This is a genomic window from Bordetella genomosp. 6 (assembly GCF_002119705.1).
Taxonomy (GTDB): Bacteria; Pseudomonadota; Gammaproteobacteria; order Burkholderiales; family Burkholderiaceae_B; genus Bordetella; species Bordetella bronchiseptica_F.
The window spans coordinates 2,552,743-2,568,413 of sequence record NZ_CP021107.1 but is presented as its reverse complement, the minus strand read 5'-3'; the positions used below and the strand labels follow the sequence as shown (position 1 = coordinate 2,568,413).

The 15,671-nt window shown below is 70.7% G+C and carries 16 protein-coding genes and 1 tRNA gene; 7 read left to right on the top strand and 10 right to left on the bottom strand.

Annotated features, from left to right (window positions below):
- The first annotated feature begins 46 nt into the window (after positions 1-46).
- The 5 genes from CAL11_RS12000 to CAL11_RS11980 are packed head-to-tail and all read left to right on the top strand — an operon-like array spanning position 47 to position 4,983.
- Positions 47-1,018 (top strand): tripartite tricarboxylate transporter substrate binding protein, encoded by a 972-nt coding sequence (locus tag CAL11_RS12000; RefSeq protein WP_086093061.1) that lies wholly within the window; start codon positions 47-49, stop codon positions 1,016-1,018.
- 3 nt (positions 1,019-1,021) lie between these two features.
- Positions 1,022-1,876 (top strand): polysaccharide deacetylase family protein, encoded by an 855-nt coding sequence (locus CAL11_RS11995; RefSeq protein WP_086093060.1) that lies wholly within the window; start codon positions 1,022-1,024, stop codon positions 1,874-1,876.
- A 17-nt stretch (positions 1,877-1,893) separates the two neighbouring features.
- Positions 1,894-2,712, top strand: coding sequence for an alpha/beta fold hydrolase (locus CAL11_RS11990; protein WP_086093059.1), 819 nt, complete (start codon positions 1,894-1,896; stop codon positions 2,710-2,712).
- A 31-nt stretch (positions 2,713-2,743) separates the two neighbouring features.
- Positions 2,744-4,192, top strand: coding sequence for an amidase (locus CAL11_RS11985; RefSeq protein ID WP_432206082.1), 1,449 nt, complete (start codon positions 2,744-2,746; stop codon positions 4,190-4,192).
- 2 nt (positions 4,193-4,194) lie between these two features.
- On the top strand, positions 4,195-4,983 hold the full coding sequence (locus CAL11_RS11980) for an SDR family NAD(P)-dependent oxidoreductase (protein ID WP_086093057.1): 789 nt from the start codon (positions 4,195-4,197) through the stop codon (positions 4,981-4,983).
- A gap of 132 nt (positions 4,984-5,115) precedes the next feature.
- Here CAL11_RS11980 and CAL11_RS11975 read toward each other — a convergent pair.
- The 6 genes from CAL11_RS11975 to CAL11_RS11950 all read right to left on the bottom strand — a co-directional run bounded on the left by CAL11_RS11975 (position 5,116) and on the right by CAL11_RS11950 (position 9,746).
- Positions 5,116-5,191, bottom strand: a tRNA-Ala gene (locus tag CAL11_RS11975).
- An 86-nt stretch (positions 5,192-5,277) separates the two neighbouring features.
- The gene (locus CAL11_RS11970; protein WP_086093056.1) at positions 5,278-6,783 is read right to left on the bottom strand and encodes a M81 family metallopeptidase; all 1,506 of its coding nucleotides are present in this window, start codon (positions 6,781-6,783) and stop codon (positions 5,278-5,280) included.
- A gap of 41 nt (positions 6,784-6,824) precedes the next feature.
- Positions 6,825-7,607, bottom strand: coding sequence for an exodeoxyribonuclease III (gene xth / locus CAL11_RS11965; RefSeq protein WP_086093055.1), 783 nt, complete (start codon positions 7,605-7,607; stop codon positions 6,825-6,827).
- A gap of 69 nt (positions 7,608-7,676) precedes the next feature.
- Entirely contained in the window at positions 7,677-8,123 is a 447-nt protein-coding gene (locus CAL11_RS11960) for a CopD family copper resistance protein (protein ID WP_086093054.1), read from the bottom strand.
- Positions 8,120-9,349 carry an NnrS family protein gene (locus tag CAL11_RS11955; protein WP_086093053.1) on the bottom strand — a complete coding sequence of 410 codons (1,230 nt, stop codon included), beginning with the start codon at positions 9,347-9,349 and terminating at the stop codon, positions 8,120-8,122. Before CAL11_RS11955 ends, CAL11_RS11960 begins: the two co-directional genes overlap by 4 nt.
- Positions 9,342-9,746, bottom strand: a complete 405-nt coding sequence (locus tag CAL11_RS11950) for a group III truncated hemoglobin (RefSeq protein ID WP_086093052.1) — start codon at positions 9,744-9,746, stop codon at positions 9,342-9,344. Before CAL11_RS11950 ends, CAL11_RS11955 begins: the two co-directional genes overlap by 8 nt.
- 159 nt (positions 9,747-9,905) lie before the next feature.
- Between CAL11_RS11950 and CAL11_RS11945 the strand changes: the two genes are divergently transcribed.
- Positions 9,906-10,208 (top strand): SelT/SelW/SelH family protein, encoded by a 303-nt coding sequence (locus tag CAL11_RS11945; protein WP_086093051.1) that lies wholly within the window; start codon positions 9,906-9,908, stop codon positions 10,206-10,208.
- Here the strand turns inward: CAL11_RS11945 and CAL11_RS11940 are convergent.
- From CAL11_RS11940 to CAL11_RS11925, 4 genes are all read right to left on the bottom strand, one after another.
- Positions 10,205-10,975, bottom strand: a complete 771-nt coding sequence (locus CAL11_RS11940) for an amino acid ABC transporter ATP-binding protein (RefSeq protein WP_086093050.1) — start codon at positions 10,973-10,975, stop codon at positions 10,205-10,207. The genes CAL11_RS11945 and CAL11_RS11940 overlap by 4 nt on opposite strands.
- Positions 10,972-11,652, bottom strand: coding sequence for an amino acid ABC transporter permease (locus CAL11_RS11935; RefSeq protein ID WP_033466416.1), 681 nt, complete (start codon positions 11,650-11,652; stop codon positions 10,972-10,974). Before CAL11_RS11935 ends, CAL11_RS11940 begins: the two co-directional genes overlap by 4 nt.
- Before the next feature lie 66 nt (positions 11,653-11,718).
- A complete protein-coding gene (locus CAL11_RS11930; protein ID WP_033466414.1) occupies positions 11,719-12,507 on the bottom strand; it encodes an amino acid ABC transporter substrate-binding protein in 789 nt (262 codons plus the stop codon).
- A gap of 242 nt (positions 12,508-12,749) precedes the next feature.
- Positions 12,750-15,089, bottom strand: a complete 2,340-nt coding sequence (locus CAL11_RS11925) for a heavy metal translocating P-type ATPase (RefSeq protein ID WP_086093049.1) — start codon at positions 15,087-15,089, stop codon at positions 12,750-12,752.
- 82 nt (positions 15,090-15,171) lie between these two features.
- Here CAL11_RS11925 and cadR point away from each other — a divergent pair, with 82 nt between their 5' ends.
- Positions 15,172-15,606, top strand: a complete 435-nt coding sequence (cadR, locus tag CAL11_RS11920) for a Cd(II)/Pb(II)-responsive transcriptional regulator (protein WP_086093048.1) — start codon at positions 15,172-15,174, stop codon at positions 15,604-15,606.
- Positions 15,607-15,671 lie beyond the last annotated feature (65 nt).

The following is a 15,671-nucleotide window of genomic DNA, read 5'->3' as shown; positions in this document are numbered from 1 at the left end:
AGAATCGTGGCGCATCAGACATCAGACGCTCGTCGCGAGGATATACATGAAGATCAGGAATATGCTGCTTGCCGTGCTGGCGGTATCGATGGCCGGGGTATCGGCCGCCGCGCTGTCCCAGACCTTTCCCGAACGGGCGCTGCGGGTCGTGGTGCCCTATCCGCCGGGAGGCACCACCGATGTGCTGGTGCGCCTGCTGCAAAAGCCGGTGGCCGACGCCGCGGGGCAATCGGTGGTGGTCGACAACCGGCCCGGCGGCGCGTCGGTCATCGGCACTTCGCACGTGGCGCAAGCCGCGCCGGACGGCTACACCGTGCTGGGCGGCGACCTCTCGGTGCTGGTCAACCCCTCGCTCATGAAGAATCTGCCGTACGACACCGTGCGGGACTTCCGCGGCGTCACGATGCTGGCGAGCGCGCCGCTGGTGCTGCTGGTGCACCCGTCGGTGCCGGCCAACAGCCTCGACGAGCTGATCGCGCTGGCCAAGGCCAGGCCGGGTACGCTGAACTTCGCCTCGGGCGGCTACGGCACCTCGACCCACATGGCTGGCGAGATGTTCCGCCGGGCCGCGGGCATCGATGTCGTGCACGTGCCGTACCAGGGGGTGGCGCCGGCCATGTCGGCGCTGCTGGGCGGGCAGGTGCAGATGTATTTCGGCGGCACCACGACGGGCCTGCCGCATATCCAGTCGGGCAAGCTGCGCGCGCTGGCGGTGACGGGCGAGGAGCCCAGCCCGCTGCTGCCCGGGGTGCCGACCTTCGTCTCGCGCGGCATCCAGGGTGTGAACGCCGATACCTATTGGGGCGTCTACGCGCCGGCCGGGACGCCCGATGCGGTCATCGAGAAGCTGAACGCCTACTACACCGGCGCCTTGCGGGACCCCGCCGTGCAACAGCGCACCCGCGACCTGGGCCTGACCCTGATCGGCAACAGCGCCGCCGAGCATACGGCCCAGATGAAGAAAATGATTGGCGACTGGGGCGCCTTCGTCAAGGAAGCGGATATCCGACTGGAGTAAGCCATGGCCGCCAAACAATCCCTGGTTTGCCTGACCTTCGATTTCGACGCGATCTCGGTATGGCTGGCGCGCGGCATGGACAGTCCGACGCCGGTGTCGCGCGGCGAATTCTGCGCCGTGGCGGCCGACCGCGTGCTGGGCTTGCTCGAGCGGCTGGGCCTGCCGTCGACCTGGTTCATCCCCGGCCATACCTTGGCCAGCTATCCGGACCATTGCCGGCGCGTCCACGAGGCCGGCCATGAAATCGGCCACCACGGCTGGACGCACGTCGCGCCCAACCTGATGACGCGCGAAGAAGAGCTCCGCGGCCTGGTGCGCGCCAACGAGGCGATCCGCGCGCTGACCGGCCGGACCGCGCGCGGCTACCGCTCGCCGTCGTGGGACCTCAGCCCGCACACCCTGGCGCTGCTGCTCGAGCACGGCTTCGACTACGACAGCAGCATGATGGGGCACGACTATCTGCCGTATCCGGTGCGCCAGGGAGACAGTTTTCCCCTGGACGAACCCGCGGTGTTCGGCGAGCCCACCCGTCTGGTCGAGGTGCCCGTCAGCTGGTCGCTGGACGACTATCCGCACTTCGAGTTCGTGCGCGCCGGGCAGAGCGTCATCCCCGGCCTGATGAATGCCAACAGCGTGATGGACAACTGGATCGAGGACTTCCTGTACCTGAAGGAGAACTTCGACTGGGGCGTCATCACCTATACCTTCCATCCGTTCGTGATCGGACGCGGCCACCGCATGCGCATGCTCGAACGCATGCTGCGCCGCCTGGTCGACGAGGGCGCGACGTTCGTGCGCATGGAAGACGTGGTGGATACCTACCGGCGGCGGCAGGCGCTGGCCGCCGGCGCCGCATGACCAACGATGGAAGGACGATGATGCAGCACTACTATGAGCGCGACGGCGTGCGCTTGAGCTATTACCTCGACGACTACACCGACCCGTGGACCAAGGCGCCCACCTTGCTGCTGCTGCACGGCGCCATGGCCAATGCCCAGCGCTTCTATTCCTGGGTGCCCGGCCTGAGCCGCGATTACCGCGTGGTGCGCGCCGACCTGCGCGGGCATGGGCTGTCCGACGTGCCGCCGGCGGACAAGCCGCTGGACATGCAGGTGCTGACCGAGGACATCCTGGCCTTGCTCGATCACCTGGGCTGCGAGCGCGTGCACCTGGCCGGCAATTCGGCCGGCGGCTACGTGGGCCAGCACCTGGCCATGCAGCACCCGCAACGCATCGAGACCCTGGCGCTGTTCGGTTCGGCGCCGGGCCTGCGCAACAGCCAGGCCTCGACCTGGCTCGACCGGGTGGCCCGGCAGGGCTTGCGGCAATTCCTGGCCGACACCATCGACGACCGCTTCCCGCCCGAACTGGTCGGCACCCCGCGCTGCGAGCAGTTCCTCGACGCGCTGTCCGACCATGACATGGCCTACATCGGCAGGTTCGTCGGCTACATGGCGCAACAGGAGTGGGGCGACCAGGTCCACCACATCACGTGCCCGACACTGGTGGTGATCCCGGGCGCCGGCCGCATCGGCGCCATGGACGCCTACCAGCCCATGCGCGACCATATCAAGCGGGCCGAAATCCTGGTCTACGAAGGCGAACGGCACAGCATCTGCGAGTACCTGCCGCAACGCTGCGTGGCGGACCTGCGCAGCTTCCTGGCCCGCCACGGCGGACCGGCCTGGCCTTGATCCATCGCGGTTGGCGACTTTGGCGTCCGTCATGAACATCGACGAATACGTACGGCACGACGGCCTGGCGCTGGCGGCGCAACTGCGCGCCGGCGCCACCGACCCGCATGCCTTGATGCAATGCGCGATCGCGCTGGCCCGGCAGCGCGCCGAACCCCTCAACGCCCTGTGCTATCCCGACTACGACGCGGCGCTGGCGCGCGCCGCGGCCTGGCGGCCGACGGGCGTGTTCGGCGGCCTGCCGTTCCTGCTGAAGGACTCCGGCCTGGCCTGCGACCGCCTGCCATCGAGCATCGGGATGGCGCTGTGCAAGGACATGCGCTTTGCCGGCAACGCCACGCTGGTGGACCGCTTCGACGCCGCCGGCCTGCTGCCCTTTGCCCGCACCACCGTGCCGGCGCTGTGCATGGCGCCCACCACCGAAGCGCTGGCCAACGGCGGGCCCACCCGCAATCCCTGGGCGCCGCAGCGTTCGGCCGGCGGCTCCAGCGGGGGCGCGGCCATCGCGGTCGCCACCGGCGTGGTGCCCCTGGCCCACGGCAGCGATGGCGGCGGGTCGATCCGCATTCCGGCGTCGTGCTGCGGCGTCTTCGGCCTGAAGCCCAGCCGCGGCCTGGTGCCGCTGGGGCCGGCGCGCGGCGAGGCATGGGGCGGCATGGCGGGCGACGGCGTACTGAGCCGCAGCGTGCGCGACAGCGCCGCCGCGCTCGACGCGATCGCCGGCATGGAGCGGGGAGCCCCCTATGCGGCGCCGGCGCCGCCGGCGGGCGGCTACCTGGCCGCCCTGGACCGGCCTTTCGAACGGCCATTGCGCATAGGCGTGTGGCAGCATGCCTGGGACGGCATCGAGGTCGATCCGGCATGCTCGGCGGCGCTCGCGCATGCCCAGGCCCTGTGCCGGCAACGGGGCCACGCGACCGAAGCCATCGCGGCGCCGCCCATCGACTACCAGGCCTTCGTGCGGGCGCATATCGGCATTCTGTGCACGCATATCGCGCTGGCCGTCGACGCCCGCCTGGCCGTCCTGCGGCGCGGCCTGCGCGACGGCGACCTGGAGCCGGCCATCCTGGACGGCTATCGGCGCGCGCGCGGCATTTCCGCTACCGACTACGCGGGCATGATCCAGACGCTGCACGCGGTCGGCCGCGCCATGGCGGCCTGCATGCAAGGCTACGACCTGCTGCTGTCGCCCACCCTGACGCGCCCGCCGGTGGCGCTCGGCGAAATCAGCATGGCGGACGACTTCGTGTCGTTTCGCCAGAAGGCGGCCCGCTACACGACGTTCCTGGCCGTCATCAATGCCTCGGGACAGCCGGCGGCCAGCGTGCCCCTGTACCGCGACGGGCAGGGCTTGCCCATCGGCGTGCAGCTGATCGGCGCGCTGGGCCGCGACGACCTGGTGCTGCGCCTGGCCGCCGACCTCGAGCGCGCCGCGCCGTGGGCGGGCACGCTTGCGGCGCCTGCGCGCGCGGGAGCTTGAGCATGGCGGGCCATGCCCATCCCGCCGCGGCGGCGGGCCGGCTGGCGGGGCGAGTCGCCCTGATCACCGGCGCGGCGGGCGGCATAGGCAGCGCCGCCGCCCTGCGTTTCGCGGCCGAAGGCGCCGCGCTGGCGCTGCTGGACCGGCGCCCCGACGCCATCGAGCAACTGGCTGGCCGGATCCGCGGCGAAGGAGGGCGGGCGATCGGCGTGGCCGCCGACGTGACCGACGACGACAGCGTGCGCCAGGCCGTGCAGCGCGCCGTCGAGCACTACGGCGGGATCGATACCCTGTTCAACTGCGCCGGCGGATCCGTGGCGGGCGACACGGCGGTGGACAAGGTGGACCTCGCCTTGTGGAGCCGCACCCTGCGCCTGGACCTGGACGGCACCATGCTGTGCTGCCGCCACGCCGTGCCGGCCATCGTGCGCGCCGGCGGCGGCGCGGTCGTCAACATGTCGTCCGGGGCCGGCCTGCGCGGCAGCTTCGGAGGGCATGCCTACACGGCCGCCAAGGGCGCGGTCATCGCGCTGACCCGCGCGCTGGCCGCCGAATATGCGCCGCACGGGGTGCGGGTCAACGCGATCTGCGCGGGCCGTATCCGCACCGAACGCATACTGCGCAACCTCGATGCCGGCGCACCGGCGCAAGCCGGCGCGGCGCAACGCTACCCGTGCCGCGAGGGCGACCCGATCGACATCGCCCACATCGCGCTGTTCCTGGCCAGCCACGAGTCGCGCATGATCACCGGCGAGGCCATCGCCGCCAACGGCGGGTACTCGGCGTTCTGAGGCAGACCAAAGGCGCTTGTTGCGGCGGGGCGTGCCTGCCCCGGCCGGGACAGGCACGCCCAGGAAATTGCCCCGTGGAAACAAAAAAGCCCTGGACCACGTGGCGTGTCCAAGGCTTTTCCGTCTGGTGTTTGGTGGAGCGGAGGAGGATCGAACTCCCGACCTTCGCATTGCGAACGCGACGCTCTCCCAGCTGAGCTACCGCCCCAATGAAGTCCGCAACTATACACGGATTCCGGCCGTTTTGGTAGCGGCCGGCGGAAAATTTTTGCCGGCTTGCGGGCCGCCGCGGCCTCAGGGTTGGGCGGGGGCGAAGGGCTGGCCGCGCGGGCGGGTGCGCATGCCGGGGGCCAGGCGCGTCCAGGGCAGGTCGGCGGGGTCGGCCTGCATCGGGCCGGGCGCCTTGGCGATCAGCACGGCGTGGGCGATGGGTTCGAAGTCGGCGCGAAAGTGCACCGAGCTCTTGACGACCAGGATGGCCAGGTTCTCGGGATCGACGCCGCCCAGGCGGATGAGGTTGCGGTCCAGGGTCTGGGCCTTGTTGCTGCTGACGATGGCGCGCACGCCGCGGTGGCGCAGGCAGACGGTGGGGCCGAGGTCGGCCGCCATGCCGTGCATCATGGGGCCGTCGTAGCGGGTCTTGCCGTCGGACTGGTGTTCGACGATGAATTCGGCCTCGTACGGGGCGTCGCCGGCGACGCCCGACTGGCCACCCAGGCGCAGCCGCACGCGGTTGCCCACCCCGGCCGCCAGGGCCTGGGCGACGGCCTGGGGGTCGCACATGAGGCCGATGGCGGCGTTGTCGGCGTCGGCCTCGATCAGGGCGCGCAGCATGCCGGTGGTGTTGGCGTCGCCGCCGGCGCCGGGGTTGTCCTGGGTGTCGGCGATGACCACGGGGCGGCGCGCGCCTTGCGCCAGTTGCCGGGCCTGGCGGATGGCCTCGTCCGGGGCGAGGAAATCGGGCGCCCACCGGGCCTCGAGTTCGGCGATGCGCTCGGCCAGGGCCTGCACGATGCGTTCGACGGCGTCGCGGTCGGTGCCATGGGCCCAGACGACCGGGCCGCATTCGGGAAAGTCGGCGGCCGGAAAGCCCGGGGCATAGGACAGGCTGGCGACGCCGGGTTCGCGGCGCTCGAGCTCGGCCAGCAGGGCGTACACGCCCCGGGCGGGTTCGAGCTGGGTGCACATGCCGTTGATGGGAATCAGAAACGGCAGGCGCCGTGCGGCGCCGTGCCAGTGCTTGCCGGCCTGCGCGCGCGCATGCAGCAAGGCGGCGGCGCGCGCGCCGGTGTCGGCCATGTCCACGTGCGGATAGGTGCGATAGGCCACCAGCGCGCTGGCATGCGCCAGCATGTCCCGGGTGACGTTGGCGTGCAGGTCCAGGCTGGCGACGATGGGCATGCCGGGGCCGACGGCGGCGCGCAGGCGGCGCAGCAGCTCGCCTTCGCCGTCGTCGTGGTGCTCGGTGACCATGGCGCCGTGCAGGTCCAGGTATACGGCGTCGTAGCGGCCGGCGCGGGCGGCGGCCTCGATCTCGCCGGCGATGCGCTCGAAGGCGTCGCGCGTGACGTGCGCCGAGGGGCTGGCGCCGGCCCAGATGACGGGGTGCGCGCTGTGGCCGGCCGCCAGGGCGGCGTTCAGGAAGCCGCCGGCGGGGATGTTGACGGCGCGCAGCGCCAGCAGGTCGTCGCCGCGCACCAAGGCGGGAAAGCCTTCGCCGCGCAGGAAGTTGTCATAGCCCGCCTTGGAAGGCGCGAAGGTGTTGGTTTCGTGTTGGAAACCGGCAACCAGGATATGCATGTTTGCCTCCCAGGCGTGGGGCGCCGCCGCGGCGCCGGGCGTCAGTCGAACGCCAGGGTGGCGATGACCGGCGCGTGGTCGGACGGCTGTTCGTTGGCGCGCGGCGCCTTGTCGATGACGCAGGCCACGCAGTGCGGCTTGAGCGCGTCGGACAGCAGCACGTGGTCGATGCGCAGGCCGGCGTTGCGGCGAAACGCGAACTGGCGGTAGTCCCACCAGCTGAAGGATTTCTCGGGCTGCTCGAACAGGCGGAAGGAGTCGGTCAGGCCCAGGTCCAGCAGGGCGCGGAAGGCGGCGCGCTCGGGTTCGGAGACCAGTACCTGGCCTTCCCATTTTTCCGGGTTGTGCACGTCGGCGTCGGCCGGCGCGACGTTGTAGTCGCCGAGGATGGCCAGGCGCGGGTAGGTGCGCATTTCTTCCTCGAGCCACTCGCGCAGGCCGTCGAACCAGGCCAGCTTGTAGACGTACTTGTCGCTGTCGACCGCCTGGCCGTTGGGGCAGTAGGCGCAGATCACGCGCACGTCGCCGGCCGGGCTGGGCAGGGTCACGGCCAGGATGCGCTGTTGCGGGTCTTCGTAGCGCGGGTTGTTGCGCACCAGCGCGAAGCCGGGTTCGCGCGAGACGATGGCCACGCCGTTATAGGTTTTCTGTCCGGCCCAGGCGGCGTGGTAGCCGGCCTCGGTAAAGGCGTCGAGCGGGAATTTGTCGTCGGTCAGCTTGAGTTCCTGGATGCACAGCGCATCGACCGGATTGGCGGCCAGCCAGTCCAGCACCTGCGGCAGACGCACATTCAGGGAGTTGACGTTCCAGGTTGCGAGTTTCACGGGGTCTCACTGCAAAAGTTCGGCCAACGGCGGATTTTCGCAGATTTGGGCCAAGCGGGCAGGAAGCGCTCAGCGGAACGCGTCGATGTAGTACATCCCCTTGGCCAGCAGGACGATCGCCACGACGTGGCAGAACACGCTCAGGTGCAGCCGCCGCGAGCGCCGGCCACGCAATTCGCCGCGCCGGCGCCAGCGCATGGCGGCGGCGAAATGGCCCAGCACGCTGAGCGCCAGCACGATCTTCAGGCTGAGCAGCAGGCCGAAGCTGCTGGCCAGCGGCTGCTCCAGCACGCCGCGGTGCTGCCAGGCCATGCCGATGCCGGCGCCGAACAGCGCCAGCAGCACCCACGGCATGATGGCGCGGGCGCGGTTGCCGATGCCGCGCTCGACCGCGTTCATGGCTTCGCGTGGCACTTGCTTGCGCACGCTTTCGAGGATCAGGACTTCGAAGAAGACGGTGCCGATGAAGACGAAGGCGGCCAGCAGGTGCAGCGTCAGCAGGATGGGGTAGGTCATGGGCGGGACCCGGCGGGCGTGGCGACGGTGGGGGCCGGTGCGTGCAGGCGCGGGCGCACCAGCAGGGGCGCGAAACGCCACAGGTACAGCAAGAAGGCCAGCACCCAGGCGGCGGTGGCGCCGTGCAGCGCGGCCAGCGTGTGCGGGCCGGGCCAGAGGGCGGCCAGGCGCAGGGCGGCCGCGCCGATGACCAGTATGTAGCAGGCGACCATGAGGCCGTCGGTGCGCAGCGGCCGGCCCAGGTGGCCCAGGGCGGTGCGGGTGATCATGCCGATGATGAGCAGGCCGAAGCCGGCCATGCCGATGACGTGCGCGGGCCACGCGGCGCGCGCGATGCCGCCCGCCGCGCCTGCCGCCGCCACCAGCAGGCCGGCGGCCAGGCCCAGGTAGCCGGCGTACAGGATCCACAGCAGCGGCACGCCGCGCGCGGCCCAGGGGCGCCAGGACAGCCACTGCGCCAGCGCGATCAGGCCGGCCGCGGCCAGCGCCACGGCGGTCACCGCGCCGGCCTGCGCCAGCGTCGCCGCCACGGCGACCAGGCCGGCGGCCAGTTGCCATTGGCCGCTGCGCGTATGCATGGGGATCTGCAGGCCGGCGATGGCGCGCATGGCGAAAAAGGGGATGATGCGGCGCGCGATCAGCAAGGCGATCACGGCCATGCACAGCAGGCCCGCGTTGAAGCGTTGCAGCAGCAAGGGATAGTCGCCGGCGCGGGCGGCCAGCAGGTAAAGCGCGTCGGCCGCGCCCAGCCCCAGCACCAGCAGGGGCACGCCGTGGTTGCGGCGGCTGGCGCCGCGCCGGTAGATCGCCCGGCCCAGCGCGGCCGCGGCCCAGGCGAAGAACAGCAGTTCGCAGGCCAGGCCGATCCAGAAGGCGGTCATGCCTGGCGCGAGGAAGGCGGCGCGGGCCGCCAGCCACAGCGCGGCCAGCGCGGCCAGCGGCGCGCCGCGCAGGGGGTTGACGCCGGTCCAGGTGGCCGCGGCGGTCAGCAGGAAACCCACCGCGATGGCGCCGATGAAGCCCCACAGCATTTCATGCGCGTGCCAGATGACGCCCGGCATGGCGCCGGCCAGCCACTGCGGCGCGCCGATCCACAGCGCCACCGATAGCGCGCCCCAGGCCGCGCCCAGCAGGTAGAGCGGGCGAAAGCCCAGTTCCAGGAAGGCGCGCCATTGCGGCGCGGCGCGCCCGGCGGCGGGCTCGTCGATCTGCAGCAGTTCAGCCATGGGCGAGATCCGTGGGGGCCTGGTCGGGGCTGCGGTGCAACTGGTAGCCGTACCACAGGCTTTGCGCGATGCGGCCGGCCATCAGGCAGGCCTGCTCGGCCATGGCCTGGTTGGGCTGCGTTGCGGCCGTGGCGCGAAACAGCCGCAACCAGCGCTCGAACAGGCCCGCGTGCAAGCCGGGCAGGGCCACGTGCTTGGGCATGGGCGTGCCGCGAAAGCGTCCGGTACCGCGCAGTATCGACGACCAGAAGTCGACCAGCTTGGCGAGGTGGACGTCCCAGTCGTCGACATGGGTGTTGAAGATCGGCCCCAACTCGGCGTCGCGCCGCACTTCGGCGTAGAACTGGTGCACCAGTTGCGTGATGTCTTCTTCGGTACAGAGATCGGGCGCGCCCACGAGGCCACTCCTGCGGTTTATAAGATGTATCTATAATACATCTTATGGCTGCGGCATGGGAAGGCAAGGGCCGGGGCCTTGACGCCGCGCAAGCGCGCGGCGCTTTCTTTTACACTGGGCCGTCGGGCACGCGCCCGCGCATTCCGTAGCCCAGCCGCCATGATCACGCCGCCAGACCATCGCCCCCGCATCGCCATCCAGTATTGCACGCAGTGCCAGTGGCTGCTGCGCGCGGCATGGATGGCGCAGGAACTGCTTTCGACGTTCGGCGCCGACCTGGGCGAGGTGGCCCTGGTGCCCGGCACCGGCGGCGTGTTCCGCATCCACTACAACGGCGCGCCGCTGTGGGACCGCGAGGTCGACGGCGGCTTTCCCGAGGCCAAGGTGCTCAAGCAGCGGGTGCGCGACCACCTCGATCCGGGCCGGCCGCTCGGCCATATCGACGGCCGCTCCAAGCCCTAGGCGGGCGCGCCCCATTCCTCGGGCAGGCCCTGGGTCAGGGTGGAGACGAACGCGGCGGTGCGCGGGTCGCGCGACTGCGCGAAGACCTCGCGCGGCGTACCCGCCTCGACCACCGCGCCGCCCTCCAGGAACACCACCTGCTGGGCGATGCTGGCGGCCAGCCGCAGGTCGTGGGTGGCCATCAGCATGGTCATGCCTTCGCCGGCCAGCCGGCGCAGCACGTCCACCACTTCGATGGCCAGCGACGGGTCCAGCGCCGAGGTCGGTTCGTCGCACAACAGGACGCGCGGCGACGGCGCCAGCGCGCGGGCGATGGCCACGCGCTGCTGCTGGCCGCCGGACAGCGTGACCGGCCAGGCGTCGGCCTTGGCGGTCATGCCGACTTTCTCCAGCAGCTCCATGGCGCGCGCACGCGCGCGCGGCTTGTCCCAGCGCTGCACCGTGACCAGGCCTTCCATGACGTTGTCGATCACGCTCTGGTGGGGAAACAGCTGGAAGTTCTGGAACACCATCCCGGTCTGGCGGCGGATGCGCTGCACGGCGTCGCGCGCCGGGCGCCGGCCGTCGAACGCCAGCGTTTCGGGCCCCAGCCGCAGCACGCCGGCCTCGGGGATCTCCAGCAGGTTCACGCAGCGCAGCAGCGTGCTCTTGCCGCTGCCCGAGGGGCCGATCAGGGCGGTGACGCTGCCCTCGGGAATGACCACGTCCACGCCGTGCAACACCCGGTTGCCGCCGAAAGTCTTGTCTATGCCTTGCAGCCCTATCATCGATGTTGCTCCGCGAAGACGGCGTGCTGGCCGAAGCGTTTTTCCAGGCGCACCTGCAGCGAGGACAGGGCCGAACTGAACACGAGGTAGATCAGCGCCGCCTCGGTATAGAGAATGAGCGGCTCGTAGGTCACCGCGGCGATGCGCTGGGCGGCCTGGAAGATTTCGGGCACGGTCAGCACCGCCGCCAGCGAGGTGTCCTTGACCAGCGCGATGAACGAATTGGCCAGCGGCGGCACCGCCACCCGCGCGGCCTGCGGCAGCACGGTGCGGCGCATGGCCTGGCCGCGCGTCATGCTCAGCGAATAGGCCGCTTCCCATTGGCCCCGCGGGATGGACTCGATGGCGCCGCGAATCACTTCCGAGTTGTAGGCGCCGACGTTCAGCGTGAAGCCGATCAGCGCGGCCGGCAGCGGGTCGAGCACGATGCCGATGCTGGGCAGGCCGTAGAAGATCACGAACAACTGCACCAGCAGCGGCGTGCCGCGGATCAGCCAGACGTAGAAGCGCATCAGCGCCACGATGGGCCAGGGGCCGAACAGCCGCAGCAGCGCCACCACGAAGGCCAGCGCCAGGCCCGCGGCGAACGACAGCAGCGTCAGCGGCACGGTGAACATCAACCCCGCATGCAGCAGGGGCCAGAACGAATCGAGCATGAGCTGTAGCCAGGCCGGCACGATGGGGGCTCCTGTGCGTTGCGGGCGGGGAAGGGCGGGGCCGCCGGGCGGGGCCGGCGGCGGGCGTTACTGGGCGGCCGACAGGTCGGCGCCGAAGTACTGCTCGGAGATCTTCCTGTAGGTGCCGTCGGCCTTCAGGTCGGCCAGCGCCTTGTTGATGGCGGCTTGCAGCTCGGGGTTGTTCTTGCGGATCAGCACGCCCGATTCGCTGAATTCCTTGCTCTTGTCGTAGGCGGCCACCTTGACCTTGGCGTTGGGCTTTTGCTTCTTGAAGTCGAGGAACGACAGGTTGTCGTTGACGGTGGCCTCGACGCGGCCCGACATGAGCAGGTCGATGGCTTCGTTGAAGCCCTGCACCGGCACCACTTCGGCGCCATAGCTTTGCGCCAGCTTGCCGAAGTTGCTGGTCAGGGTATTGGCCGACTTGCGGCCCTTCAGGTCGGCGAACGACTTGATGGCCTGGTTGTCCTCGCGCACGATCAGCGCGGCCTGGGACGAGATGTAGGGGTCCGAGAAGTCGTACTTGGCCTTGCGCGCATCGGTGATGCCGACCTGGTTGATGACGGCGTCGTAGCGCTTGACGTCCAGGCCGGCGATCAGGCCGTCCCACTTGCCTTCGACGAATTCGGCCTTCACGCCCATCTTCCGGGCGATGGCGCGGCCGATCTCCACGTCGAAGCCGGTCAGCTTGTTGCTGGCGTCGTGATAGCTGAACGGGGCGTAAGTGCCCTCGGTGCCGATCTTGATGACGCCGGCCGCCTTGATGGCGGCCAGGTCGTCGGCCTGGGCGGCCGTGCCGGCCATGGCCAGCGGCACCAGGCCGGCAAGCAGCAGTTTGCGCAAGGAGAAGTTCATGGCGCGTGCTCCACAGGAAGAGGTGGACGGGGCGCGGCGCCCCGCGGAACTGAGCACTCTAGCAACGCACCTATTTTTCCACAAAGAATAAGAAATCGTGAAAACATGAGAAAAAGCAATATGCCCGGGAGCCTGTCCCCGCAGGGGGACTGGCTCCCGCTGACTTCCACTGGCCGGCGCCTCAGGTGCCAGTCCCCGCTGGGACAGGCACCGGTCCCCCTGCGGGGACTGGCACCCCGTCATCAGGACGCCTGGCGCCCGCCCGCGCGCAGCAGCCGCAAGCCGTTGGCGACCACCAGCAGGCTGGCGCCCACGTCGGCGAACACCGCCATCCACAGCGTGGCCTGGCCGGCCATCGCCAGCACCAGGAACACCGCCTTGATGCCCAGCGCCAGGGCGATGTTCTGGGTCAGGATGCGGTGGGTGGCGCGCGAGAGGCGCACGAACGTGCCGATCTTGCGCAGGTCGTCGTCCATCAGGGCCACGTCGGCGGTTTCGATGGCGGTGCCGGTGCCGGCCGCGCCCATGGCGAAGCCGATGTCGGCCCGCGCCAGCGCCGGCGCGTCGTTGATTCCGTCGCCCACCATGCCCACGCGCAGGGCCGGGTCCAGCTTGGCCTGGACCGCGTCCAGCTTGTCCTGCGGCAGCAGGTCGCCGCGCGCCTCGTCGATGCCGGCCTGGGCGGCCACCGCCTGGGCGGCCCGGGTGTTGTCGCCGGTCAGCATGAGGGTGCGCACGCCCAGCTGGTGCAGGTCGGCCACGGCGGCGGCGCTGCTGGCCTTGAGCGTGTCGGCCACCGCGGCCACCAGCAGGACGCGCTGTCCGTCGGTCAGGGCGATGGCGGTCTTGCCGGCCGCCTCATAGGCGTCGATGCGGGCCTCGATCTCTGGCGTGCCGACGCCCAGCTCGCGCATCAGGCGGCGGTTGCCCAGCTGGAAGCGCTCGCCGCCGATCTCGCCTTGCACGCCGCGGCCGGGCAGGGCGGCGAAACCGTCCACGTCGTCCAGCGGCGCGTCCAGGGCGTGATCGGCCTGGGCCAGCGCGCGCGACACGGGGTGGTCCGAGCGCGCCGCCAGGCTGACCGCGGCGCGCAGCGCCGGGCGCCCGCCGGCGCTGGCGTCGTGCAGCAGCTCCAGGTCGGTCTGCACCGGCTTGCCCTGGGTCAGCGTGCCGGTCTTGTCCAGCGCCAGCCAGCGCAGCTTGCGTCCTTCCTCCAGGTAGACGCCGCCCTTGATCAGGATGCCGCGCCGCGCGGCGGCGGTCAGGCCGCTGACCACGCTGACCGGGGTGGAAATCACCAGCGCGCAGGGGCACGCGATGATCAGCAGCGCCAGCGCGCGGTACACCGAGTCGAGCCAGGCATGGCCCAGCAGCAGCGGCGGCGCCAGCGCGACCAGCAGAGCCAGTCCGACCACGGCCGGCGTGTAGATGCGCGAGAAGCGGTCGATGAAGCGCTGGGTCGGGGCGCGCGCGCCCTGCGCCTGCTCGACCGCGTGGATGATGCGGTCCAGCGTGGTGTTGCCGGCCGCGGCCGTGACGCGGTAGTCGAACGACCCCGACGCATTGACGGTGCCGGCGTAGACCTCGTCGTCCACGCCTTTTTCCACCGGCAGGCTTTCGCCGGTGATGGGCGATTGGTCGATCGCGGATTGGCCTTCGACGATGGCGCCGTCGGCGGCGATGCGCTCGCCCGGGCGCACCCGCACCAGGTCGCCCGGGCGCAGTCGCGCCGCGGGCACCTCGATCCACGTGCCATCGGACTGGCGCATCGTGGCGGTCTGCGGCGCCAGGTCCAGCAGGCCGCGCACGGCATTGCGGGCGCGGTCCAGGGCGCGGGCTTCGATCAGTTCGGCCACGTTGAACAGGAACATCACCATGGCCGCTTCCGGCCATTGGCCGATCAGCATCGCGCCGGTGACGGCGATGCTCATCAGGGCGTTGATGTTGAGGTTGCCGTTGCGCACCGCGATCCAGCCCTTGCGGTAGGTCGACAGCCCGCAGGCCAGGATGGCCGCCAGCGCCAGGGCGGCGGCGACATACACCGGCTGGCCGGTGAAGTGGGCGACCTCGGACAGCGCCGCCAGCACGCCGCCGGCGGCCAGCAGGCGCCAGCCGCGCGCGGGCGCCGCAGCGCCGGCCGGGGCCGCCGGGGCGTCGGCGGCCAGGGGCTCGGGCGTCATGCCCAGCGAGCGGATCGCCGCGTCGATACGGTCGAGCGCGCCGTCGGCATGCAGCACGGTCAGCACCCGCTGCATCAGGTTGAAGTCGAGCTCGTGCACCTCGGGCAGGCCGGCCAGCTTCTTGCGGATCAGCGTTTCCTCGGTGGGGCAGTCCATCTGCCCGATGCGCACCCGCGTGACCTGCTGGCCCGGGCCGGCTTGCCAGGCCGGCGCGGCCACGGGCGCGGCCGGCTGGCCGTGGTCATGGCCGCAGCAGGCCGGGATGCCATGGTCGTGTGCGGCATGGCCGTGGCCGGCGTGCTCATGGTCGGCATGGTCATGGCCGGCGTGGTCATGGCCGTGGGCGTCCGTGCGTTGGCCGGCTGGCGTATCGAGGGCAAGGTCGCGAGTCGTGGAGGGCATCTGGTACGTCCTGTCTTGATGTTGGACGCATTTCACACCCTGGAGTTACTATAGGGTCAAGCACCCGGATCAAGGAGCCCCCATGAAAATCGGCGAACTGGCCCGCACCGCGGGAACCACGGTGGAGACCGTGCGCTATTACGAGAAGGAAGGGCTGTTGCCCGCGCCCGAGCGCGGCCTGAACAACTACCGCAGCTACGGCGAAGCCCACGTCGAGCGGCTGCGCCTGATACGCAATTGCCGCGCGCTGGACATGACGCAGGACGAGATCCGCAGCATCCTGGCCCTGGCGGACAACCACGAAGCCGGCTGCGGTCCGATCAATCAGGTGTTCGACGAGCACATTGCCCACGTGGACGCCCGCATCGCCGAACTGACGCAACTGAAGGCGCAACTGGGCGAGTTGCGCCGGCGCTGCGCCTCGGCCCGTCCGGACGCCGAGGACTGCGGCATCCTGCACGGCCTGAGCGAGATGCAGGTCGAAGAGCGCCCCGAGCGCCACACCCACCTCGGCTAGCTGCGCGGCCATGCCCTTGGCGCGAGGCCGGGAATAGGCCGGCCGGCCCCATGCGCTGGGCTATG